Origin of the sequence: Aeoliella sp. (genome assembly GCF_965227375.1) — a bacterium.
Lineage (GTDB): Bacteria > Planctomycetota > Planctomycetia > Pirellulales > Lacipirellulaceae > Aeoliella.
In genome coordinates this window covers 1,632,474-1,653,170 of record NZ_CBDDFX010000001.1, presented here as the reverse complement: position 1 = coordinate 1,653,170, position 20,697 = coordinate 1,632,474, and the positions used below count along the sequence as shown (strand labels likewise).

Annotated in this window: 21 protein-coding genes; 11 read left to right on the top strand and 10 right to left on the bottom strand. The window is 60.9% G+C overall.

Features of this window, described 5'->3' with window-relative positions; translation table 11 throughout:
- Positions 1–7 precede the first annotated feature (7 nt).
- Positions 8–568 carry a hypothetical protein gene (locus tag ACQK2L_RS06800; protein WP_425396182.1) on the top strand — a complete coding sequence of 187 codons (561 nt, stop codon included), beginning with the start codon at positions 8–10 and terminating at the stop codon, positions 566–568.
- A gap of 561 nt (positions 569–1,129) precedes the next feature.
- Here the strand turns inward: ACQK2L_RS06800 and ACQK2L_RS06795 are convergent.
- From ACQK2L_RS06795 to ACQK2L_RS06775, 5 genes are all read right to left on the bottom strand, one after another.
- The gene (locus ACQK2L_RS06795; protein ID WP_425396181.1) at positions 1,130–2,221 is read right to left on the bottom strand and encodes a succinylglutamate desuccinylase/aspartoacylase family protein; all 1,092 of its coding nucleotides are present in this window, start codon (positions 2,219–2,221) and stop codon (positions 1,130–1,132) included.
- Positions 2,218–3,426, bottom strand: coding sequence for a RimK family alpha-L-glutamate ligase (locus ACQK2L_RS06790; RefSeq protein WP_425396180.1), 1,209 nt, complete (start codon positions 3,424–3,426; stop codon positions 2,218–2,220). The genes ACQK2L_RS06795 and ACQK2L_RS06790 overlap by 4 nt, the downstream gene beginning before the upstream one ends.
- Entirely contained in the window at positions 3,426–3,953 is a 528-nt protein-coding gene (locus ACQK2L_RS06785; RefSeq protein WP_425396179.1) for an ATP-dependent zinc protease, read from the bottom strand. Before ACQK2L_RS06785 ends, ACQK2L_RS06790 begins: the two co-directional genes overlap by 1 nt.
- Before the next feature lie 117 nt (positions 3,954–4,070).
- On the bottom strand, positions 4,071–5,372 hold the full coding sequence (locus ACQK2L_RS06780) for a DUF1501 domain-containing protein (protein ID WP_425396178.1): 1,302 nt from the start codon (positions 5,370–5,372) through the stop codon (positions 4,071–4,073).
- 136 nt (positions 5,373–5,508) lie between these two features.
- Entirely contained in the window at positions 5,509–7,143 is a 1,635-nt protein-coding gene (locus tag ACQK2L_RS06775) for a DUF1549 domain-containing protein (protein ID WP_425396177.1), read from the bottom strand.
- Between the two features lie 248 nt (positions 7,144–7,391).
- Between ACQK2L_RS06775 and ACQK2L_RS06770 the strand changes: the two genes are divergently transcribed.
- The 8 genes from ACQK2L_RS06770 to ACQK2L_RS06735 all read left to right on the top strand — a co-directional run bounded on the left by ACQK2L_RS06770 (position 7,392) and on the right by ACQK2L_RS06735 (position 12,468).
- Entirely contained in the window at positions 7,392–8,039 is a 648-nt protein-coding gene (locus ACQK2L_RS06770; protein WP_425396176.1) for a hypothetical protein, read from the top strand.
- A gap of 39 nt (positions 8,040–8,078) precedes the next feature.
- Entirely contained in the window at positions 8,079–8,417 is a 339-nt protein-coding gene (locus ACQK2L_RS06765) for a hypothetical protein (protein WP_425396175.1), read from the top strand.
- Positions 8,418–8,431: 14 nt separating this feature from the next.
- Complete coding sequence (locus ACQK2L_RS06760) at positions 8,432–8,941, top strand: hypothetical protein (protein ID WP_425396174.1); 510 nt, start codon at positions 8,432–8,434, stop codon at positions 8,939–8,941.
- 215 nt (positions 8,942–9,156) lie between these two features.
- Positions 9,157–9,705 (top strand): hypothetical protein, encoded by a 549-nt coding sequence (locus ACQK2L_RS06755; protein ID WP_425396173.1) that lies wholly within the window; start codon positions 9,157–9,159, stop codon positions 9,703–9,705.
- Positions 9,706–9,742: 37 nt separating this feature from the next.
- A complete protein-coding gene (locus tag ACQK2L_RS06750) occupies positions 9,743–10,381 on the top strand; it encodes a protein phosphatase 2C domain-containing protein (protein WP_425396172.1) in 639 nt (212 codons plus the stop codon).
- 38 nt (positions 10,382–10,419) lie between these two features.
- Positions 10,420–11,235 (top strand): ATP-grasp domain-containing protein, encoded by an 816-nt coding sequence (locus tag ACQK2L_RS06745; RefSeq protein WP_425396171.1) that lies wholly within the window; start codon positions 10,420–10,422, stop codon positions 11,233–11,235.
- Between the two features lie 79 nt (positions 11,236–11,314).
- A complete protein-coding gene (locus ACQK2L_RS06740; RefSeq protein WP_425396170.1) occupies positions 11,315–11,881 on the top strand; it encodes a hypothetical protein in 567 nt (188 codons plus the stop codon).
- Between the two features lie 5 nt (positions 11,882–11,886).
- Positions 11,887–12,468: an ankyrin repeat domain-containing protein gene (locus ACQK2L_RS06735; protein WP_425396169.1), complete on the top strand. Its 582-nt coding sequence runs from the start codon at positions 11,887–11,889 to the stop codon at positions 12,466–12,468.
- Between the two features lie 61 nt (positions 12,469–12,529).
- Here the strand turns inward: ACQK2L_RS06735 and ACQK2L_RS06730 are convergent, their stop codons facing one another.
- Positions 12,530–13,471 carry an SHD1 domain-containing protein gene (locus tag ACQK2L_RS06730; protein WP_425396168.1) on the bottom strand — a complete coding sequence of 314 codons (942 nt, stop codon included), beginning with the start codon at positions 13,469–13,471 and terminating at the stop codon, positions 12,530–12,532.
- A gap of 133 nt (positions 13,472–13,604) precedes the next feature.
- Between ACQK2L_RS06730 and ACQK2L_RS06725 the strand changes: the two genes are divergently transcribed.
- Together ACQK2L_RS06725 and fbp are read left to right on the top strand one after the other, a co-directional pair.
- Positions 13,605–14,816 carry a DUF6923 family protein gene (locus ACQK2L_RS06725; protein ID WP_425396167.1) on the top strand — a complete coding sequence of 404 codons (1,212 nt, stop codon included), beginning with the start codon at positions 13,605–13,607 and terminating at the stop codon, positions 14,814–14,816.
- A 101-nt stretch (positions 14,817–14,917) separates the two neighbouring features.
- Positions 14,918–15,916, top strand: a complete 999-nt coding sequence (gene fbp, locus ACQK2L_RS06720; RefSeq protein ID WP_425396166.1) for a class 1 fructose-bisphosphatase — start codon at positions 14,918–14,920, stop codon at positions 15,914–15,916.
- 79 nt (positions 15,917–15,995) lie between these two features.
- On the opposite strand, the gene ACQK2L_RS06715 is transcribed toward fbp, so the two are convergent.
- The 4 genes from ACQK2L_RS06715 to ACQK2L_RS06700 form a co-directional block, all read right to left on the bottom strand.
- Positions 15,996–16,331 carry a hypothetical protein gene (locus ACQK2L_RS06715; RefSeq protein WP_425396165.1) on the bottom strand — a complete coding sequence of 112 codons (336 nt, stop codon included), beginning with the start codon at positions 16,329–16,331 and terminating at the stop codon, positions 15,996–15,998.
- 296 nt (positions 16,332–16,627) lie between these two features.
- Positions 16,628–18,754: a WD40 repeat domain-containing protein gene (locus ACQK2L_RS06710; protein ID WP_425396164.1), complete on the bottom strand. Its 2,127-nt coding sequence runs from the start codon at positions 18,752–18,754 to the stop codon at positions 16,628–16,630.
- A 68-nt stretch (positions 18,755–18,822) separates the two neighbouring features.
- Positions 18,823–19,971: a WD40 repeat domain-containing protein gene (locus ACQK2L_RS06705; RefSeq protein ID WP_425396163.1), complete on the bottom strand. Its 1,149-nt coding sequence runs from the start codon at positions 19,969–19,971 to the stop codon at positions 18,823–18,825.
- Positions 19,972–20,034: 63 nt separating this feature from the next.
- Positions 20,035–20,694: a hypothetical protein gene (locus ACQK2L_RS06700; RefSeq protein ID WP_425396162.1), complete on the bottom strand. Its 660-nt coding sequence runs from the start codon at positions 20,692–20,694 to the stop codon at positions 20,035–20,037.
- Positions 20,695–20,697 lie beyond the last annotated feature (3 nt).

Below are 20,697 nucleotides of genomic sequence, written 5' to 3'. Positions count from 1 at the left end.
GTCTGAGATGACGAACATCGACCTCACCACCGCCAAGCCGCTCGCGTTTCCGGTTCCGTTCACCAATCTGCCGTCCCATCTGCTGATCTGTACGTTCAATCATGAAGTGGCGGCCCAGACGCTTGGGCCGCCGATGCTCACCGACGAAGTCGATGGTCTCGGCGCCGCGGACTTCTGGGCGTTCGAGTATCCGTGTGGATTGCAGGTGGTGTTTCAATTCGTTCACACGCAACCCGGCGGTTTGGTACTGGCCGACTCTCCGGAAGTCGAGCACGTCGCACGGCATGTTCCCTTCGACGGAAGCGACATGCAGCGGATTGACGCCGACGCGTTGCATTCGGAGTTGGATCTTCTGCTCTCGGCGCTACCCGATCGCAAGCCGGAGATCGATTCGCTGCACGCGTTCCAAGTGTGGCGGCAAGGCGACGACGGAAACCCGTTCCGCATCGGCAAGCCCACCAGCGAGCGCGACGCGAAGTGCCTGGTGCAGCACTACGAGGCCCTGGGGCACAAGCAGTTGTATTGGTGCTCGCGGGTGGACCAAAACCCAATTTCTCCATCTCCATAAGTCGTTACCCACCAGCGGCTTACGATTTCGCCCACGCTGAGTAGTTCCCCGATTTTCATCGGTGGTACCAAAACTCCGCCCACGGAAAACCCGGCCCGCTGCCGCAAGTTGTTTTGCGACAACGGTTTACACACATCGCCTCGCAAAAGGGCCCAGTGGGTTTTGTCCCTGGTGGTTTTACGGGAGGACAAAACTCGATAGTCGCCCTTCACTCCGTTGAACGAGCGCTCGGGCCGCGAAGCGACACCGCCCGCGCGCACCGGTCCCACTAGCTGCGAAGCAGCTCTGTTTATTAGATCAAATCAGAGGGGGGATTCTACAGCGATTTTTTTACATCTATGAAAACAGACTCTCCCGCTGTCACCACAACTCCAATTCGCAGCGAGCCTTGCGGCCTCGCTAGTTTACCGGACCAGCATGTACCCAGGAAGACTTGCAGCTCTATCCCTTGGTGCGAAGAAAGTAGCTCCTGGGGATGAAATACCGTGTTCAAACCTGGAGTGAATCCCCCTCCCCAGGCAAATGCCCCGACCCTCCCGCAGAGTGGGCACACCGAAAACCCTAATCCCCCTCCACTTCCTCTTCCCGCTCCACCACCATCACGTTCGTCGCCAGGTCGTCGACCAGGCGGCCTTCGAGGCTGTCTTCGGCCGCGCGGTGTTTGGCGATGCGCTTCGGGCGGGTGCCTGCGGGGAGTTGGCCGAGGTGGCAGACCGATTCGCCGGGGCTTACGGCTGGTAGGGTGGTCATGCCGATCACTACTGCGTCGAACGGCGCGCTTAGTACGCTGCGTTCGTGGCCCAGGAGGTTGGTGTTGGTGGCCAGCGGTTGGTCCTGCTCGACCATCTCGCCGGGCTGGACGTGGAACTGCAGGAAGCCGCCGCGTTCGGCGCGGACCCATTTGGTCTTTTCGATGATCACCTGGTAGTCGGGCCGCTCGGGCTGTTGGTCGGTCATGCCGAGTTCGGCCAGCACGTTATGCACGCCGCGCACGGCGGTTTCGACGATCGCGGGCTCGACTTTCCAGACTTCGCCCCCTTCGAGGATGATGCTCGGGCGGCCGGCCGAGCAGGCTTCGCGGCGGAACGCGCCGGCGGGGCCTTTGCCGTTGACGATGAAGTCGCAGCCGAACGCTTCGGCGATGCGGAGCACCTCGGGATTCGACAAATCGCCGCGGACGTTGGGATAGTTGGTCCGCCGCACCGCGGCCGTGTGGAAGTCGATGCCATAGTCGCCACGGGCGACGATCTCGTCGAAGATGGTCCGCGCCATGCGGCTCGCCAAACTACCGTCGGCGGAGCCGGGAAACGAACGATTCAGGTCGCGGCGGTCGGGCAGGTACCGCGAGTGGCGATCGAAGCCCAACAGGTTGAGCACCGGCACCAACACCAGCGCGCCGCTGGTGAGCTCCAGGTGTTCGTCCTGAATCAATTGCCGAATGGCGCCGGTGCCGTTGATTTCGTCGCCGTGCAGCGCGGCGGTAACAAACACCGTGGGGCCGGGTTGCGGGCCGCGGCGGACGTGAATCGGAATCTTCACCGTCATGCCGCTGTAGCTCTCGGAAATCGCCAAGCGAATGTCGCGGGCCTCACCCGGCGCGATCCGCTGGCCGTCCCAGTCGCCTACCGACTTCGCTTCCAATGCCCGCTTCATCCGTCGTTCTCTTGTTGGTGGTCTTCTTGAGGCGGCAAATCCTTGATCTTGGGTCGTCGTCGCCGCCGGGTCTTTTCGGGAATCATGTCCCGCATGCGTTCAAGCTTGCCGAAGCACAACAGCCGGTCGCCCGCCTCGAGTTGCCGATCGGCCCGCGGGTTGGGAATCACGGTGGTGCCACGGTACAGCGTGAGGGCGTTGATGTCTTTTTCCCGCAGGCCCGACTCCTGCACGGTCTTGCCAACGTACTCCGAACCTTCGGGAATGTGGATCTCGGTCACGCCGTAACCGGTGCTCACGGTGAGTCGCTGGCGGAGGTCGATCTCGGGGAAGTCGACCTGGGCGGCGATGTAGTCGATCACCGCCCCGGCGATGTCGAGCTGCGTGCAGGTCTCGATGCCTTCGAGGCCGGGCGACGAGTTGACCTCCATGATTTGCGGACCGCTGTTGCTTTCGAGCATGTCGACGCCGGCGATGCGGAGGCCCATGATCTGTGCGGCCCGCACCGCGGTGGCGGCGTAGTTGTCGTCCAGCTCGACCACCTCGGTCCGCCCGCCGCGATGGACGTTGCTGCGGAACTCCTGTCCCTGCGCGACGCGACGCATGGCGGCGATCACGCGATCGCCCACCACAAACGCCCGCACGTCGCGGCCTTTGCTCTCGGCGACGAACTTCTGCACCAGCACACTCTGCCGCGCGGACTGCAGCGTCTCGATAATGGCCTCGGCGATCTTCACCGAGTCGGCCAAAATCACACCCACGCCCTGAGTACCTTCGAGCAGCTTGATAATGACCGGCGCGCCGCCCACGCGTTCGATGGCCGGTATCACGTCCTTCTTGTCGCGGACAAACGTGGTTTGAGGGATGCCGATCTGGTGCTTGCTGAGGATTTGCAGCGAGCGGAGCTTGTCGCGCGAGTTGGCGATGCCGGACGACGAGTTGGCCGCGAACACGTCCATTTGCTCGAACTGCCGCACCACCGCGGTGCCGAAGTAGGTGATCGATGCACCGATCCGCGGCAGCACCGCGTCGTAGTGGCTCAAGTGCTTCTGCCGGAAGTACAGGTCGGGCTCGCCCTCTTCCAGGTCGATGGCGAACTTCAGCGTGTCGAGCACCTTGACCTTGTGGCCACGCTGCTCGGCCGCTTCGCGCAGGCGGCGAGTGCTGTAACAGCTACGGCTACGGGATAGGATTCCAAGCTTCATCAGGGTTCCTCTTTTCGCTGTTTGCCCGAGGGCTTTGCTTTCTTCTTCTTTTTCTTCTTGGTCGTTTTACGTTTGGCGGACGGCGGCTTGCCTCCGTAGTACGACGCGCCGGCATCGACCAGCATCCGCCCCCGCACCGCCTCGCGACCCAGCAGCATGCGAAAGCCCATTTCGTCGCGATTGGCGAGCGTCAGCTCGATGGGCCACGACTGGCCGAGCGCCTCGACCGTGGTGACAATCACCGGACGCTGCTTGGCGTGGCCACTGGAGCTGCGGACCTTGCGGAACTCGAGCACCGGGGCTTCGACCTCGATGGTCTCTCGGCTGCTCCGCTGCAGCGGATGGACCTTGAAGCGGACGAACGACTTGCCGTCCTGCTCGAACACCTTCATGTCGAACGCGTGCAGGCTGCTGGAGCGCGCGCCGGTGTCGATCTTGGCCTTGACTTTGTCGACTCCCAACTCGGGCAGGGCGACCCATTCGCGCCAGCCGATAACGGGAAGTGACTTGGGATCGGGCTTCTTCAAGATTCTGACGCCGCAGAGGTCGGGACCGTGCCAAACACTCTGTGATTATCACGCAGAAACGGTGCGCGTCGAGCCCCTTTGAGGAGTTTTAGAGTCGATGAGTCGTTCCACTCGCCCCTACCCCCACAACTCTTCGACCGCTTCGCCTTCGTCGACGAGTTGGATGGGGCGGCCGATGAGGCTCATGTTCTCGATGGCTGGATCGATGCCCAGCAGTGTGTAGATGCTGGCGAACAGCTCCTTCACCTGCACAGGGCGATCGGTCACATCGGTGCCGGCTGCGTTGGTCTTGCCGATCACTTGCCCTCCCTGCACTCCGCCACCGGCCAAGGCGACGTTGAACGCACGCGGGTAGTGGTCGCGTCCGTTGCGGGCGTTGACCTTCGGGGTGCGGCCGAACTCGCCCATCCAGATCACCAGCGTGTCGTCGAGCATGCCGCGCTGTCGCAGGTCGGCGATGAGTTGTGCCATCGGCTGGTCGATCTGGCCGGTGAGGTTCGCCACGCGCTCGAAGTTGTTGTCGTGCGTGTCCCAGCCGCCGACGTTCACTTCGACGAACGTCACGCCGTGCTCGATTAACCTTCGTGCCATCAGGCAGCTCGCGCCGAAGTTCGTCCGGCCGTAGGCATCGCGCATCGAAGACGACTCGCGCTCGATGTCGAACGCTTCCATCTTGGGGCTGAGGATCATCTCGCTGGCCGCATCGACCAACTTGCGATGGTCGTTCACCAGGTCGGTTCCCTCGGCCGAGGCAAAGTCGTTGTCCAGGCTCTGCAAGAGGCTCAGCCGGCGGGTGTAGCGGTCGCGGCTGGTGGTCGGGCTGCTGTTGGCCGGCGGGCGATCGGCGTTTTGCAGGATCAACGGATCGTAGTCGACGCCCAGGAAGCCCGCGTTGCCCGAGCCCTGCCCTCGACCGCCGATTCGCACGAAGCTGGGCAGTTCGCAAGCCGCGTCGCCAATCTGGTGGGCGACGTTCGAGCCGAGCGTGGGGAACTTCACCCCACCCATCGGCAGGTAGCCGTGATGCATGTAGAAACTGGCTCGCGGGTGGCTGCCTTCCTTGCTGGTCATCGAGCGGATGATGGCGATCTCGTCCATCACGTCGGCCACGCGCGGCAGGTTCTCGGCGATCTGAATACCGGGGACCGCGGTCGAGATGGCCTTGGTCTCACCACCGTTGGCGTGGTCGGGCTTGGGGCTGAACGTCTCAAACTGACTCGGCCCACCCGCCATCCACAGCAGGATGCACGCCTTGTTGCGCTTCCGCAAATCGTCGGCCGCCAGGGCAATCGCGTCGGTCCAACTCACCGCGCCCACCGCCGCGCCGGCAACGCCCACCGCGCGCAAGAAGTCGCGCCGCGAAGTAATGCCATGACGATTGGCCGTGGCGCGAATGTGATGTTGAAGGCGGTAAGACATGATGGGGGCTCCGGTGAGGAACGCGTAAAATCTAAACTACCAATCTTGGCGAGCCGGAAGCGTAAGCGCCCGGAGCTACCTGCCAGCAAACCGCGAATCACTCCGGGCGCTGACGCTTTCGGCTCGCCTGGCATCGTCATTTCCTATAAATGTATTCCGTCGAATTAATCAGCGACCACAGCAGGTCTTCGTACGACTCGGTGCGATCGTCGACCGACTGGGCGTAGGCGCTCACTTGCTCCAGTTCTTCGTCGGTTGGCTCTCGGCACAGCGTCCGCAGGAACAATTCGCTGGTCAGCATGTCGTCGTCTTCAACGCCGGCAATCAGCTTGCCAAGCGACGTCGGGCGGCGGCGGCTACCGGCGGATAGAGAGCGGTTGATCTGCGGCTGGTTCATCATCGCCAGCGCCTGCGGAATGCTGCTGGTGATGGTCTCGCGCGGGACCGAAGGATCAAACCCGAACGCCACGTTGAACACGTCGCGCGGCGAGAACCGAGCGCCATACGCCCGGCCGGCCCCGCCGGAGACCATCGAACGGACGGTCGCCTCGTCGAGTTCCAACGTAGTGAGTAGCGAGTTGAACAACTGGTCGCCCCGCAGCGGCTGCGCGACGTTGGCCGTAAAAGCGGTCTCTTCCGGCAATCGGCGGGGGCGGCACTCGCGCTGATAGGCCTCGGTATTGAGGATCACCCGCATCAGCCACTTGGGGTCGTAGCCACTGGCCGCGAACTGCTGCGACAGCAACTCCACGGCCTTCGCGCCGTTCGGCTTGCGGTCGGGACCCATGTCGTCGATCGGTTCGTAGAAACCTTCGCCCACCAGCTCGGCCCACATGCGATTGACGTACGCGGTGGCGAACCAATCGCTCTGGGTCATCCACTCGGCAATCGATTCCCGCCGCTTGGCGTCGCGGGTGCCAATCGGAACCTCGTCGCCGGTCAGAAAGAACTTCGGCTGCATCCGCTCGCCGCGGGCGGACGGGTCGTCGAGGTCCGGCATGTAGTGCTCGGCCGCGCCGCGCCGGTTCAGGTTGTTGTTATTGCCACGGCGGACATCGCGACCGTCGTTGGTGATCACCGCGAAGCTCCGCTTGGTGGCTGTGTTCACCTGTCGCACCGCGGTGCGGGGGAAGAACGCGGCCAGTTCGTGGAACTGCTCGCGCTTCCAGCGATCGTAAGGGTGATCGTGGCACTGCGCGCATTGAATCTGGATTCCCAGGAAGATCCGCGAGAACTCGGCCGTGCTGTCTTCGGTCACGCCGTCCTGCGCCATGAGAATGGCGGTCGAGCCATCCTCGCGCACGTCGCCCACCGCGGTGATGAACTTTGTGGCCACTTCGTCCCAACCGGTGCCGGCGTTCAACTCTTCGGTCAGCATCGTCACCAGCGGATTGGCGACCAGCACCGCGCGATCTTCGATCCGCCGCGAGAGAATCACGTCGCGCCAGTACCGCGCCCAGTTCTGCCCGTACTGATCGCTGGCCAGCAAGTCGCGAATCACGCGGTCCCGCTTGTCGGGCGAGGGATCGAGCAGGAACGCGGTCGTATGCTCGGGCGAGGGAATGTCGCCCACCAGGTCGAGCCACACCCGGCGGAGAAACGTGGCATCGTCGACGGGCGGCGCCAGCTCCGTGGAATCGTCGAACAACTCCTCGGCCAGCAGCCGATCGACCTGCTTGGCGACGCGCTGCACGTTAGGCGCCGCCAGGGCGTCGGTAGCCAGCCAACCAACCAGCGCAGCAGAAACCAGGACGATGGATACGCGGAGCATGGTGAGATTCCCCACAGGAAAAGCGAGGTGCGGATACGAACTTTCTGGCCCGCCCTATTGTCTACAGACTATCAAACCCCGGAAGTCCAGTCGTGGTTTCGCGGGGAAAATTGGCAGGAATTTTGGGTGGCAATGGGCGCGGAACAGCCCTGCGGTTGCTGGCACGCAAGGCCGCGGCTATGGTTGCGAATAGCACCTCTCACCACAACCTGCTGCCGCATCCGAGCCTTGTAGTTGAGTCCATCCAGATGAGCAAACTCCTGAAATACTTCCTGGTATTACTCCCGCTTGCTGGTTGCCAGCAGCGGTCGCCGCCGGAGCCACCGGTTGCCGTGAAGTCCGTTACTCTGGAAGAGCAGCTCTCGACGCTCGACGAGTTGGGGCTGAAGCTCAACGAGGGAGTGACCGTGGACGACCTGCTCCATTCCAGGGACCGCGAGGAATACGAGAAACAGCCGTACGACTTGGTCCTGTTTGCCCTGGGATCCGAAGTGGAGCGAGCGCCCTTGGGCAGGCCCGTCTGCGATCGAGTTTGGAATCTCGATGCCGAGTGCATCGAAGGGCCCGGCGACTACGTGACCATCGTCGAGAACCTTTGTCGAGTGGCCGCTGCGCCCAACCTGATTACCGACATCGAAGACTCGGTCGACCTCGAGGCCGAAACGGCTTGGCTGAAGTACACCGTCGACGGCCAGCAGCGGAACTACGAGATACCGGTTGATAACGACCAGGCAGATCCCAACACCGTGGCCGCTATCATGTCCGACATCGCACGCGATGGGAAACACTTCTATTCGAAAGACAACGGCCAATCCTCCATCTGGTTCTACCTCGACCCAGGCACGGCCACCAAACTGAACGAGCTCACGAACAACGCGCTCAATGGCGGGCGATAGCACGTTAGCTCCGCGCGGTCGCTCCCGACCGCTATTCCGATGAACCTACTACAATTGATCTTCAACGACCTCCCAACCTACGGCCTCTTGGCCTGGCTGGTGTTCGTGGCGATAGCGTACGTGGCCGCACATTATGGTGGCGGATGGGGCGTCGTACTGGGTCACTTGTTGGTCGCGGCCTGTGTCGTGTGGCTCGACCTTCGATGGATCGAGACGGCAATGGAGCAAACGGGGTGGGATGACGTGCCAGACCGCGACCTAATTTTCTTAGTCGGCGTTGTGTTGCGGATCGTGATGATTAACTCGCTGCTTCTGCCGATCAGCTTCCTAGCGCTCTACTTGTCCCGCCGGTCGGCTCGCGCGCAGGTTGCTAGTTAGCGGGAGCGCGAACCATGCCGACTGTCGTCCTGCAACACATCGAGACCATCTGGACCAAGACCTCGCGCGGTGGCGAAGGAGCCCGGCGGCGCAATGCGGTGCCCGAGGCCGTGGAGTTGCCAACTCTGGAGGCCGAACACCCGTTTGTGCTGCATCACGCGGTGTTCGGTGAGCGCAACGAGTTCGCGCGCGTCGACCGGTGCTTGAGCGCCGATGCGTTCGACGACCTAGGGCTGAAACTCTTATCGATTGAGATCGATGAAGAGCAACTGAGTCTCCGCTACCACCGCGATGGCTTCAATTTCATCACTTCATCTCCTTATCCATGTAAATACCCCATCACATTGACGCACGACGCGTGGGGCCGCCTTGCGTATAATGCCCGGCACAGCGACTGCGATACGGGCGACTGGTGGTACGAGAAGCACGTATTCAACATCGGCTGGCTGGAGGACTGGACGCCGCGTGTTTTCCTGGATGGAGCCCCTGAGAAAGAATATCGCGAGATGGCGCAATTGAGATAGAACGGCGTGCGCCTTTGCTGTTCAGCCGCTGTCGATCTTCGCAGTGCTGGCTATAGGCCTCGGTGGCGAATGTGTTTTCAAGGTGTGGCAGTCAAAATGCACGAAAAGTCCAGCCGAAGCAATGGACCGACTGACAAAGTGAATCAAGGAGGCCGGATAGGCTCCACACCCGTAATCACCTACGAGATTGCCGGAGGGAAAAGGAGGAAGAGAAAGTGCTTCGTGAATTGATCATGGAAGCTGTTATGCAGTGGCTGGCAAGGTCTCGTTTGCGAGCCCGCCCCGAGTCGGAGCGCAACACGCTAGTGCAACCGGTGGCAACTCTCGTTATCGGCGTTGTGACGGTGGCCTTCTTCTTTGGTCTGGCTCTCTTTTCCAGTATCTTTGCCAAGAATCCCACGGCCGCCGTGTGGACCACCTCGATCTTTGTTGGGTTTGGATTGGCAAGCCTAGGAATGGTTGCCGAATACTACTTCGCCCGGCATAGCGTTTCTGAACAAGGAATGGCGTACGGAAGAATGTTGGGACAGAGAGGCGAATTCCTATGGCAGGACGTACGTGAAGCCCGGTACATCCCGTTCATGAAGTGGTTTCTGCTAACTCTTCACGACGGCACTCGCGTACGAGTGTCCGCGATGTTGATCGGGCTTCCAGAATTCGCACAGTTCGTGCTGGACCATGTTCCCAGCGAAGCAATCGATCCAGCGACCCTACCAATTCTCCAGGATGCAGCCGGAGGCAAGCTCCCGAGTGTATGGCATTAAACAGCCAAGCCATAAGGGCGTACCGCCCAACGACTCCATGCCGCACCTTGAAACCACCTCCGCCACCGAGGCCTATCGTCAACGTTGCGAAGATCGCCTTGCGGTGTTCGCCACGGGCGAGCGGGCCGTCATCGTCGTGGCCGACGGGGCTGGCGGGGTGGGGGCGGGCGAATTGGCTGCCGAGGCGGTCGTGCGGGAGGTCGAGGCGCACTACGCCGAGATCAACACGGCCGATGGATGGACCGAGTTGCTGCGGCAAATCGATTGTCGCGTCGGCCCGGGCGAGTCGACGGCCGTGGTGGTCGACATTCGTCCCTATGGCATGGCCGTTGCCAGCGTTGGCGACAGTCAGGCGTGGATCATCGCCGACGGCGCGATCGACGATCTGACGCGCGATCAGCAGCGCAAACCACTCCTGGGATCCGGCCAGGCCGCACCCGTCGCGCGGATGCATCCCCCGCTCGCCGGCTTGCTGCTGGTGGCCACCGACGGGTTCTTCAACTACGCCAAAGCGGAAGAGGTCACCAGGCTCGTAACGAACACCGATTTTTACAGCACTCCGCGCAAGTGCATCGAACTGGTCCGGCTGCCCTCCGGTGAGCTATGGGACGACATCGCAGTGGTCGTCGCGCGAGTAAAGCCAGCGACGAACACGCGGCAGCGGTATGCGATATAGTGAAACGATGGGCGCTTGCATTCTCCCAGGTCTAGCTGATGCCGTCACTCATTTGTTCTTCACGATACACGATCGACTCGCAAATCCTGCGACGCAAGGCGCAAGAGCTTGGTTGGGAGACACTGCGACTCGACGGAAAAGAAATCCCCGAGTGGTTCGAGCCGCCCGACGAGGAGATCGCGATATTCTACACGGCCCCTCACGTATTCGACATCGCGCGGCAACTCGGACGCACCATGCTGGGTTGCCCAGCCGACTGGACGATCCGACTTCCTCCCGAGCTATTGCGGCGCGAGCTTCACCAAACATCGCTCCACAACGCGCTGCAGATCGAAGGACCCCGATTCGTGAAACACTCCGTTAGCAAAGCCTTTCCAGCTGCCGTGTACGATCGTCAGGCGCTGGCCACGGCAACAGAGTCGTTGCCTGCAGATTCATTGGTGCACGTAGGCGAGCCTGTTGAATGGATCTGCGAGTTTCGTTGTTTCATCAAGAATCGGTCGGTGCGTGCGATCAGCCCCTACCGGTATCAGGGGACTGTAGTACGCGATTACGACTCGTTCCCCACTGTGCCACAGGCCGAATTGCGGGAGATTCAAGACTTTGCCCACGCCGTGGTGCAGCGAGAAGACGTGCCGACTCCTCCAGCGTTTGTACTTGATGTAGGAGTAATTCGCGATCGTGGTTGGGCGGTCGTAGAATGCAATGAATGCTGGGCGTCGGGCATCTACGCTTGCGACCCGGTATGCGTGCTCGACACGCTTCTGGGTGGAAATGTCCCCTCGAATGACCCGCTCGTAGCGGAATGGGACTTCCAGCGGCACTACTCACGCGCATGCGCAGTTGGTGAATGAGGCTGCTGATGCTACGATGCGCTGGGCGAGACTGAAAACGCTGCGAACTCACCAAGCGATCAAAAACGGGAGGCATCCGATGACTCGGCTAACGTTGATCCATCTAGTCATGGTTGCGGTGTTCTGTGCACCAGCTATCGCGCAGCAAGAGCCGGCTGAAAAGCCAATCACGATCGACGAACTCAAGCGACGACAAGTCGTTGGGGAGTTGGGCGTGCCACTTGGCACGGCGGTGGAAGCCCGTGCCATCGTGATTTCTGGGCGCGAATTGGGCGGCAAGGGTGACGACTCGATCTATCTGCTGAAAGTCACGCACGTCGACGGCAAGGAGTTAGAGCAACCTCGACTAATGGAGTTTTCCGTTCCGGGTTTCGTGAACGCTGAAGTTGCCAACGACTGGACCGCACTCTACGAGATGAGAACGGGTAAGAAGCCTCGTAGCGTTAGTTCCGAGCAGATGGCCGAACTCGAGAAAGGCTATGTTGGCAAGATCGTAAACCTTGCTGTTTACGAAGTGGGGTACTACTCAGGCATGCCATGGGAGTTGCCGCGCGGAGCGCCTATCGTCCAAAGTCGAGGCTTCCACTTCGCGACCTACTTGAGAGTGCTCGTTGACCGAGCGGTGGAAAAGCAAAAGGCCCGCTGAGAGCGATGCCCTCCAAACACCACATCGACGACCTGCGTGAGCTAGCAGCGGAGGATTTACTCGCGTATTGCCAAGATTGTCCCGAGTACGTCCACGAGATGGACGATTTCGACGAATCACCGCTTATGGCCGCCTGCGGGCTGGGCAGGACCGATCTGGTTCAGGTGCTACTGGAGAGCGGTGCGAAGGTTAACTTCGTCGCAGACGACGGAGAGTCGCCGCTTAAGTCGGCGGTTTACAGTTCGCGGGAGAACCTCAACCGCGAGTTGTTCGATCTGTTGATTGCCGCTGGAGTCGAACCGAATCGGGGGAACGAACCCGCGTTGCACGTTGCGGTAGGCCAGGGAAACCGCGACGTGGTGCGGTACTTGGTCGAGCACGGCGCCGACCCGAACATGAGAGACGTCGACGGTGCCCCACCGATCTTTTGGGCCAGAGCCAACAGCAAACGACCCGACGTCGTGATGATGGGACTACTCGTTTCCCTGGGAGCAGATCTCAGTCTGTGCGATGGCGTGGGACAGACGGTCGAGCAACGCTTCGGTCGCGAGATTATTGCGGAAATACTGCGGCATAGCGTGGATTGATATTCCAAGTCGCGAACACGCGCACGTCATTGGGTGTTTCGACTTGGGTACTTCCCCCGCCTCAGTTACTCACCCGCCGCACCGGACCCACCGTGTATCCCGGGTGTTTAGCCAACGCCTGGTAGCTCGCGCTCCGGCTGTCGCGGGCGAAGCCGGTCACCCAGAGCGGGGGGCCGGGGTTGCCGGGCTCGGGGTAGAGCGTCACTTCCCACACGCTGGTCACGCCCGCTTCGACCGCTTGCAGGCCGAGTTGCATTTCAGCGATGCGGCGGCGCTCCTGCGCTTCTCGCTCCTGGTGGTACTGGGCCGCTTCGGTTTGCAGACGCAGGGCCTCGTGCTGGCGGGCTTCGTGGTTCGCTTTTTCATGCGCGGCGAGCCACTTGTCCCAGCCGGGCTGAAGCACGTCGAGGTCCTTGTCGCTGAACATGAAGAAGGGAATACCGTATTCGTCGCCGTTTTCCATTTCGAGCACCACTCCGTCGACGGTGAACGTCTGCGGCGCTCCCCTTCGCGAAGCAAGCCACTGCTCCAAGGAGCGCGCGTCCGTCACCCCGTTGCCTGCGTGCTGGACGATCAAAGGAATGATCTTCTGGTAGATCGCCGGCAGGTTCTGGAACGCCCGATCGTTCACGTACACGGTCCCTCGGCTGCGGCGTAGCACGATCTCCTTGCGGCCGTAGTCGACCAGGCGACCGATGATCTCCAGCCCGTCTTTCAGTGTCCAACGCTGCATGCCGCCGGTCACTTCGTGGGCCGAGTCGATCGCTTCCTTCGTCTTCAGGTACTCTTTGTCCTTCTCCGAGAGCTTGTCGATCGGCACGGTGCCAAGCTGCTTGTCCGAAGCCCGCTCGATGACCACGTCCTTTTCGTTGAACGCCACCAGCGTCGCATCGATAGTGTACTTGCCGGAAGAGTCGGTCCAGGTACGAACCTTGCCGGCCGTGGCCGACGTGGCGGCGGCGAGTGTCACAGTGGCGGCGAGAAGCAGCGTGGCGATTTTCATCGGGAATCGGTCCTTGGCGCGAGGGATAACGAGACCTTCCATTGTCGTGAGAGTGAGGGCAGTTTGCAAACGATTCTCCGAGGAATGCGCCCATTTGATCGACAGTATTCCGCTGTGCAATTAGGCTGAGAGCATGGATTCACGACCTCCAGGGCGGCAACCGCCGACCGGCCCTCACCCCGGTTGGCGCTCAGCATGGCACGTTGCAGTCGCAGCGTTGGCCCTGGCCGCAAGCACCCCATCGCCCGGGGCCAGTCCTCTGTTTGTCAGCAGTTTCGGAAGCGGCGAAGTCCTGCGGTACGACTCGGCGAGTGGCGCGTACGTCGACACGTTCATCCAGAGCGGCATGAGCGGCGGCCTCGTCGAGCCGCACGGGCTGTTGGATCGCGGAGTCGACCTCCTGGTGGCCAGCGCTCAGACCGACCAAGTGCTGCGGTACGATCGCACGACCGGCGAGTACCTGGGCGAGTTCATCGGTCCCGCGTCCGGCATCGACTATCCGGTTTACATGACCGTCGGCGGCGACGGGCTGCTGTACATTTCGAGCCAGGGCAACGACAGCATCCGCCGCTTCGACCTGGCGACCGGCGCGGCCATCGACACGCTGGTCCCCGCCGACAGCGAGGTGCTCGACGGGCCGAGCGGTTTTGCGTTCGCCGATGGACTGCTGTACGTCGCCGGGCGGTACTCGGGCAACGTGGTCGCCTACGACACTGCGACCGGCGCGGTGGACTCCGAGGTGCTCAACGACACCCAAGGCGTTGCCGCTGGAAGTACGTTCGGCCTGCAGATCGGCAGCGATGGCGACTTGTACGTGGCTTCCAATGGTGCCCTGCGGCGTTGGGACCTCGACACGAGCACGCTGAGCACCGTCGGCACCGGTTTTCCCATCGGCATCGACTTCGATACCAACGGAGAGCTTGTGGTCGCTACCGGCAGCAACCTGCGTCGCTACGATCCAGTGGCCAATAGCCTGTCGAGTCCGCTACTCGGCGCCGGCGGATCGATCAGCACGCTGAACTTCTTTCACTACTCGACGTTTTTGGGCCAGCCGGGCGACTTCAACGGCGACGGCTCCGTGAATCTGGCCGACTACACCGTGTGGCGAAACAACCTCGGTTCGGACCACGCATTGGCCGGCGGCGGTTTCGAACTCGGCGGCAGCGCCGGCGTGGTCGACGAGTGGGATTACTGGCTGTGGAAGGAATCGTTCGGCCAGGCGATCGTTCTGGCAGGTTCCATTCAAACCGCTGCAGTGCCGGAAGGCTCGACGGCCGGGCTGCTGATCGCGTGGTGCATGGGTGTCGTTTCGACAGGAGCTTGCACCGTGAGCCGAAGGCGCTAGCCTCGGATTCTGGCCGGGCTGCATCCGACTGCCGCCAGCGGATGATTTGCTGCTATATTTGAATAGCAGCGCCCCTTATTCTCATACGCAGGAGGCCCCTCATGCCGATTACACGCGACGGACAGTACGTAACTTTCGGGCAGCATTTGCAGGAGCAGCAGCAACAGTTTCCCAAGGCGTCGGGGCAGTTCTCGTGGCTGATGTCGGGCATCACGCTCGCCACTAAGATGATCGCCTCGTACGTGCGACGGGCGGGGCTCATCGACGTGTGGGGCGACGAAGGCTCCATCAACGTGCAGGGCGAGGAAGTCAAGAAGCTCGACATCATCGCCAACAAGGCACTCGACCAAACGCTCGGCTACCGCGGCAACGTCGGCATCATCGCCTCGGAAGAAGACAACGAACCACGCGTGCTACAGGACGTCGACCCGGAGGATTCGTACATCATCATGTTCGATCCGCTCGACGGATCGTCCAACATCGACGTCAACGTATCGGTCGGCACCATCTTCACCATCTTCCGCAACCCTCCGGAGGTGATCGGCGTCGAACGGAGTGTGCTGCAGAAAGGCGTTCAGCAGGTCGCCGCTGGGTACGTGCTGTATGGCTCGTCGACCGTGTTGGTCTACACTTGCGGCAAGGGAGTGCACCAGTTTACGCTCGACCCGCAGTTCGGCGCGTACCTGTTGACGCGCGAGAACATTCAAATGCCGGAGTACGCGCGAACCTACTCGGTGAACGAAGCCTACCTGCATCGCTTCCCCGAACCGTACCAGAAGTACCTGGAGTGGTCGAAAGATCCCGATGGCGGTGGCTTCTCGTCGCGGTACGTCGGTTCGCTAGTGGCCGACTTCCACCGCATCCTCATCAAGGGCGGCATCTTCCTCTATCCACCCACCGAAGCACACCCGGGCGGTAAGCTGCGATTGATGTACGAGTGCAACCCACTGGCGTTCATCGCCGAACAAGCGGGCGGCAGGGCCATTTGTGACGATGGAGGGCGGATCGTCGAGATTCAACCCACCGCGATCCACGATCGCACCTCGCTGGTGATCGGCAGTCGCAAGAACGTGGACGAGATGGCGGCTTTCTTGAAGTAACCGGCGCGCAATAAAACGCGGCGGCGGAACCTGTGGTCCCGCCGCCGCGGTGAGTTTCATCTTTCAAGCCAACAGTGGCTTAAGGGTGGTTGTGGTGCCAGTGACCATCCTGGTGCCAATCCCAGTGACCGGGCTGCACGTGGAAGTGATTGCCGTGCGGCACCAGTTGCGGAGGATGGTAATCCCAATGGCTGGTGTCGTGCCAACTGTGGCCACCGCCCCAGCCCCAACCATTTCCGTAATGGCAACCGTGCCCCCAACCACCAGGATAGTATCCGCCGTGGAACCCGCCGCCGTGACCGATCGTGACGCTCACGCCACCACGTCGGAAGTGCTTGGCATCGGCGGTGTCGGCGCTGGCGACAAGGAACGTGAAGGCGACCAAGGCGGCTGCGGGAAGGATGATCTTGTACATGGTTTTGTCCTCAGGAATTTGGGTCTTGCGGGTCGTCGGCAGTCAGTTGCCGCTCGTTGGCTATCTAGAAAAGCGAACGGAGTGCCGGAAGGAGATAAACCGCAGCGAAAAGTGCTGTAAGTGAATGCAATTAAAGCACTTACAGCATCTTAAACAAATTAGCACGGGACCGCCGGACAGCAGATTGCGCCATCAGATCGACTGCGCCATCATCCAGATTGATACGCGGGTCCGGTATCGCCCCCCTCATGTACGCAGTTTCGCCGGGACTGTTACGAAGCGCGGCGTGCGATGCATCATGGCTGGGGAACGAAGGACAGATCCCACACCATGGTGTCGCCGCGGTGCGTGCCGCCCAGTAGCCGCTTGCCGTCGGGCGTGAAGCGGAGCCCGTACACCCGAAAGTCCTCTGCGGGAAACGCCCACAGGAGTTCGCCCGTCTCGGTGCTACGAATGGCCAAGGTGACCTCGCCGCCCGCTTCGCGTGGGCTGATTTGCTCGACGGCCACGAGTTTGCCATCGGGTGAGAAGGCGGCTTTCCAGGAGAGGTCGAAGCCGATGTTCTCGTTCCATTTCTCTTCGCCGGTAGCGGTGTCGATCAGTACGAGCGATCCCTTGCGCTGAAGTTGGCGTAGCGCTCCCAATTCGCCATTCACGCGCGGATAGATCGTCTTGCTCGCCAAGACATAGTCGCCCTGCATACTCGCCGCGCATGCGACAAAGGAGGCGCCGCTGTTTGGCTCGGACAACTTGCCGGTTGTTGGCTGCTCGTCCGTTGTAAATGGAAACTCGTAGAAGCCACCTTCTCGATCGATCACTCGGACCACCTTGTCCGAGTTGGCGAAGGCCGCCGCGATTGCCTGACCTTTCACATCGGTGTAGGTCTTCAGCACCTCGCCCGAGTCGAGCTTTATCACCTCCACCTGATTAACGGCCTCTTCTCCGAAATGAGAAGCCCCCAGCCCTTCCGCCAAAGCGAGCGTGGCTCCGTCGCTCGATATGGCGACCGCCATCACACGGGCGTCGACTTCGCGGATTTCGCGGCCCCATATCTTCTGGCCAGTTGCCACATCGCACACGATGACCTCGCCGCAAAAATGGCGCTCTTCGTTGCGAGCTTCGCCGGCGATCACCAGCTTCGTGCCGTCCGGCGTGTACTCCAGGCAGCGCACCCAGCCTTCGGTGCCGGGCAGTTGGCGGAGAAACTTGCCGGTGTCGGTCTCCCACTCGAACACTTCGCCTGCCGAGCCACCGGTAACGGTTGTCTTGCCGTCGGGCGACGTGGCTAGGCCGATCACGTATTCGTGGTGCCCGTGATAGTCGTCGTGCAGCCGCTCGCCGGTCTTCGCGTCGAGCAACACGACTTCGTCGTTGCGCAGGTGCGCGATTAAGTTGCCTGTTGGGCTTACCGCCAGACCTCCGCCACGTGCGAAGCGATGGTTTTCGGGTTGCGCGAAGCTGCGAACGATCGCCCCGTCCTCTGGATTAATCACGTAGACACCGTTGCGGGCAGTGTAGACAAACGACTCACGCCCCGGCATGGGTGTCAGTTTTGGAGCACTACCGAGCGTTTCGGGTACGGGTAATTCCGCTTCCACCTCGCCGGTCTCGCAAGCGATTCGCTTCAGTCCGGGCTTTGCTTCAAAAACTCGCTCACCATCCGGGCCCTTGTTGCTCTCGAACTTAAATCCGGCTACCAGGATCGACTGACTATCGGCCGTGAACCAGGCCGACGAAACATCGCGACCGAACAGCTTCTTGACTACACGATTTGGCTCATCGAGCTCCAGGTCCCACAAGCAGAGGTTGCCTTCTGCTGACCAGAGCAAGCGTTTCCCATCCGGGGAGAAGTCGAGTGCGCAATCGTCGAGCACTCGCTCCCCTATGTCCATCGTGCTCAGTGGCTTGCCATCGGCCAGGTTCCATAGCTTGACCGTTGCTTCGTCGCCGCCTCCGGCCGTGGCGACGCGGTTCCCATCGGGCGGAAAGGCGATGGCGTAGGTTCGACCGCCGTGTTCTTTGGTGTGCCACAGTTGTTCGCGACTCGCTGAGTCCCACACCCACACGTCGCCTTGAGTACCTACGCCCACCAGGTACTTTCCGTCGGGCGAAAACCGCACCGACATCAACTCACCCGCCGGATTCGTTTGGAAGATTGGCCGAGGCTCTGCCGAGTCGACATCCCATACTGCAACGTTGGGATTCCACCCGCACGCTGCCAACAACTTTCCGTCCGCCGAGAAGGCGAGACCAGTCGGACTGTTCGCCCGCAGTCGCACTGTGCCCATCCGCGTCACCACCCCCACTGGCAGCGGATCGCCATGCAGATCAACGCCATCGGCCGACACAATTGCCGGCTCTTCGGCAGCTACCGCCCCAGACAACGCAGAGACAATTCCCACTGCTACAACCAGACATCTCATATCGGCCTCTCTTGCTCGGAATGTTCGCCTTGCCTCGGCACCGTGGCCAAACTCGTTTGTATCGAGAATTACTGAACAGGGATCATCGACAGATCCCACACCATGGTGTGGCCGCGGTTGGTGCCGCCGACGAGCCGTTTGCTGTCGGGGGTGAAGCGGAGCGCGTACAACCTATAATCCTCTACGGGAAACGCCCATAGAAGCTTCCCCGTCTCCCCACTGCGAATGGCTAAAGTTACATCGCCGCCGGCCGCTTGTGGGCTGATTTGCTCAGTCGCAACCAGCTTGCCATCCGGCGCGAAGGCGCCCGTCCGCACTCGGTCGAAGCCAATGTCTGCGGCCCACTTTTCGTCTCCGGTGGCGGTATCGATCAGCATCACGGTTCCTTTTCGCCGCAATACACGTAGCTCCACCAATTCGGGATTGATGCTTGGCGTCAAGGTTTTACAGGCCAAAGCAAAGTCGCCGTGCGGGCTCGTGCCATACGGCACAAAGGAGCCGCCGCTAGTTCGATCGCGGATGGTTGGCTCTTCGGTGGTCGCTAACGGCAACTCATAGAAGACTCCCCTATGGTCGATCACGCGGACCACTTGGTCGGCATCGGCAAAGGCTGCAGCCACCGCCTGATTTATGACATCGGTGTAGGTTTTCAGCACCTCACCCGATTCGAGTTTCAGTACTTCTACCTGGTTAATCTTCTCGTTTTGAAGGCGCCATTTGCCCACCCCTTCAGCGAGCGCAAGGGTAGATCCGTCGCTGGAGATGGCCGCTGCCTTCACGCGTGCATCCAGTTCGCGGCCCCACAGCTTCTCACCTGTGGTCAAGTCCCACACCAGCACCTCGCCGCAAAAGCCTCGATTCTCTTTGCGTGCTTCGCCGGCAATCACCAGCTTCGTGCCGTCGGGCGTGAACTCCAGGCAGCGCACACAGTTTTCGGTGCCGGGTAGTTGCCGAAGGAACTTGCCAGTGTCGGTCTCCCACTCGAACACTTCGCCAGCGGTGCTACCGGTGACGGTCCTCTTGCCATCGGGCGACGTGGCCAGCGCAATCACGTACCCTTGGTGCTGCCGTTCCGGGTCCATCCGCGTCACCACACCCATCGGCAGCGGATCGCCATGCAGATCGACATCATTGGACGATACATCCGCTGGTTCGTCGGCAGTTGCCGCCCCGGACAGCGCGAAAACAAGTACCGCCACTACGACGAAACGTTTCATCTCGGCCCCCTGAATTGTGTCGATGGCTGCGTATTGAAACCAGTTCGCTGGCGACCTCTGATGCTATTGCGTGAACCTCGATCTCTTAGACGCGATCCGCTGGTTGATGTCGTTGAGAATATTGCCGATTTCTTTCAGATCGGTATCCAGCACCTCGTCTCTCAGGCCTTCGAGCAAAGATGCGGAATCGAGTTTATACGTATCGAGCAGTGCCTCCACATCGGATTCGTAGATACGAACTTTGGCAAAATTGCCCTGCCGGTAGAGCGATGGCAGAGCATAAAGCTTCAAGAGCGCTAGGCCCTCTGGGGTGGCACAGCGAACCTTGCGATCCGCAAAACTCTGAGGATCGCTATGTTTGCTCGCAACTCGCGAGAAAAACTGCTTAGCAGTTAACAAGACGTCGACCTGTAAATGTCCGAATTTCGCTCGCAGAAACTCGTCATTCTCATCTTCGACAACGAGTTCTGGCAGCTTCGTCACGGCTTCGCGGGAAAGTAGTAGATCGATATCCTGTGTGTTTCTACCCTCCACGTAGGCGAGCATAGCAATCCCCCCCGCGACTACGTAGTCGACTTCGCGCTCGTCGAGCAAATCGAACAATCTGCCCACCGATTCAAAGAGATCTTTGACATCCATCTGTCGCATTAAGTCGTTGTTCTTAGGATCGAAAGCAACTCCTAGGGCTATCGTCTCGGCAACGTGAATGGAGTTGGTGGCCATATA

Coding starts and splice junctions, on each gene's coding strand:
- ACQK2L_RS06780 (WP_425396178.1), bottom strand. CDS start 5,372: ATGTCTTACCGCCTTCAACATCACATTCGCGCCACGGCCAATCGTCAT.
- ACQK2L_RS06745 (WP_425396171.1), top strand. CDS start 10,420: ATGCCGTCACTCATTTGTTCTTCACGATACACGATCGACTCGCAAATC.
- ACQK2L_RS06795 (WP_425396181.1), bottom strand. CDS start 2,221: ATGAAGCGGGCATTGGAAGCGAAGTCGGTAGGCGACTGGGACGGCCAG.
- fbp (WP_425396166.1), top strand. CDS start 14,918: ATGCCGATTACACGCGACGGACAGTACGTAACTTTCGGGCAGCATTTG.
- ACQK2L_RS06710 (WP_425396164.1), bottom strand. CDS start 18,754: ATGAGATGTCTGGTTGTAGCAGTGGGAATTGTCTCTGCGTTGTCTGGG.
- ACQK2L_RS06790 (WP_425396180.1), bottom strand. CDS start 3,426: ATGAAGCTTGGAATCCTATCCCGTAGCCGTAGCTGTTACAGCACTCGC.
- ACQK2L_RS06800 (WP_425396182.1), top strand. CDS start 8: ATGACGAACATCGACCTCACCACCGCCAAGCCGCTCGCGTTTCCGGTT.
- ACQK2L_RS06705 (WP_425396163.1), bottom strand. CDS start 19,971: ATGAAACGTTTCGTCGTAGTGGCGGTACTTGTTTTCGCGCTGTCCGGG.
- ACQK2L_RS06760 (WP_425396174.1), top strand. CDS start 8,432: ATGCCGACTGTCGTCCTGCAACACATCGAGACCATCTGGACCAAGACC.
- ACQK2L_RS06765 (WP_425396175.1), top strand. CDS start 8,079: ATGAACCTACTACAATTGATCTTCAACGACCTCCCAACCTACGGCCTC.
- ACQK2L_RS06775 (WP_425396177.1), bottom strand. CDS start 7,143: ATGCTCCGCGTATCCATCGTCCTGGTTTCTGCTGCGCTGGTTGGTTGG.
- ACQK2L_RS06735 (WP_425396169.1), top strand. CDS start 11,887: ATGCCCTCCAAACACCACATCGACGACCTGCGTGAGCTAGCAGCGGAG.
- ACQK2L_RS06725 (WP_425396167.1), top strand. CDS start 13,605: ATGGATTCACGACCTCCAGGGCGGCAACCGCCGACCGGCCCTCACCCC.
- ACQK2L_RS06715 (WP_425396165.1), bottom strand. CDS start 16,331: ATGTACAAGATCATCCTTCCCGCAGCCGCCTTGGTCGCCTTCACGTTC.
- ACQK2L_RS06730 (WP_425396168.1), bottom strand. CDS start 13,471: ATGAAAATCGCCACGCTGCTTCTCGCCGCCACTGTGACACTCGCCGCC.
- ACQK2L_RS06700 (WP_425396162.1), bottom strand. CDS start 20,694: ATGGCCACCAACTCCATTCACGTTGCCGAGACGATAGCCCTAGGAGTT.
- ACQK2L_RS06770 (WP_425396176.1), top strand. CDS start 7,392: ATGAGCAAACTCCTGAAATACTTCCTGGTATTACTCCCGCTTGCTGGT.
- ACQK2L_RS06740 (WP_425396170.1), top strand. CDS start 11,315: ATGACTCGGCTAACGTTGATCCATCTAGTCATGGTTGCGGTGTTCTGT.
- ACQK2L_RS06750 (WP_425396172.1), top strand. CDS start 9,743: ATGCCGCACCTTGAAACCACCTCCGCCACCGAGGCCTATCGTCAACGT.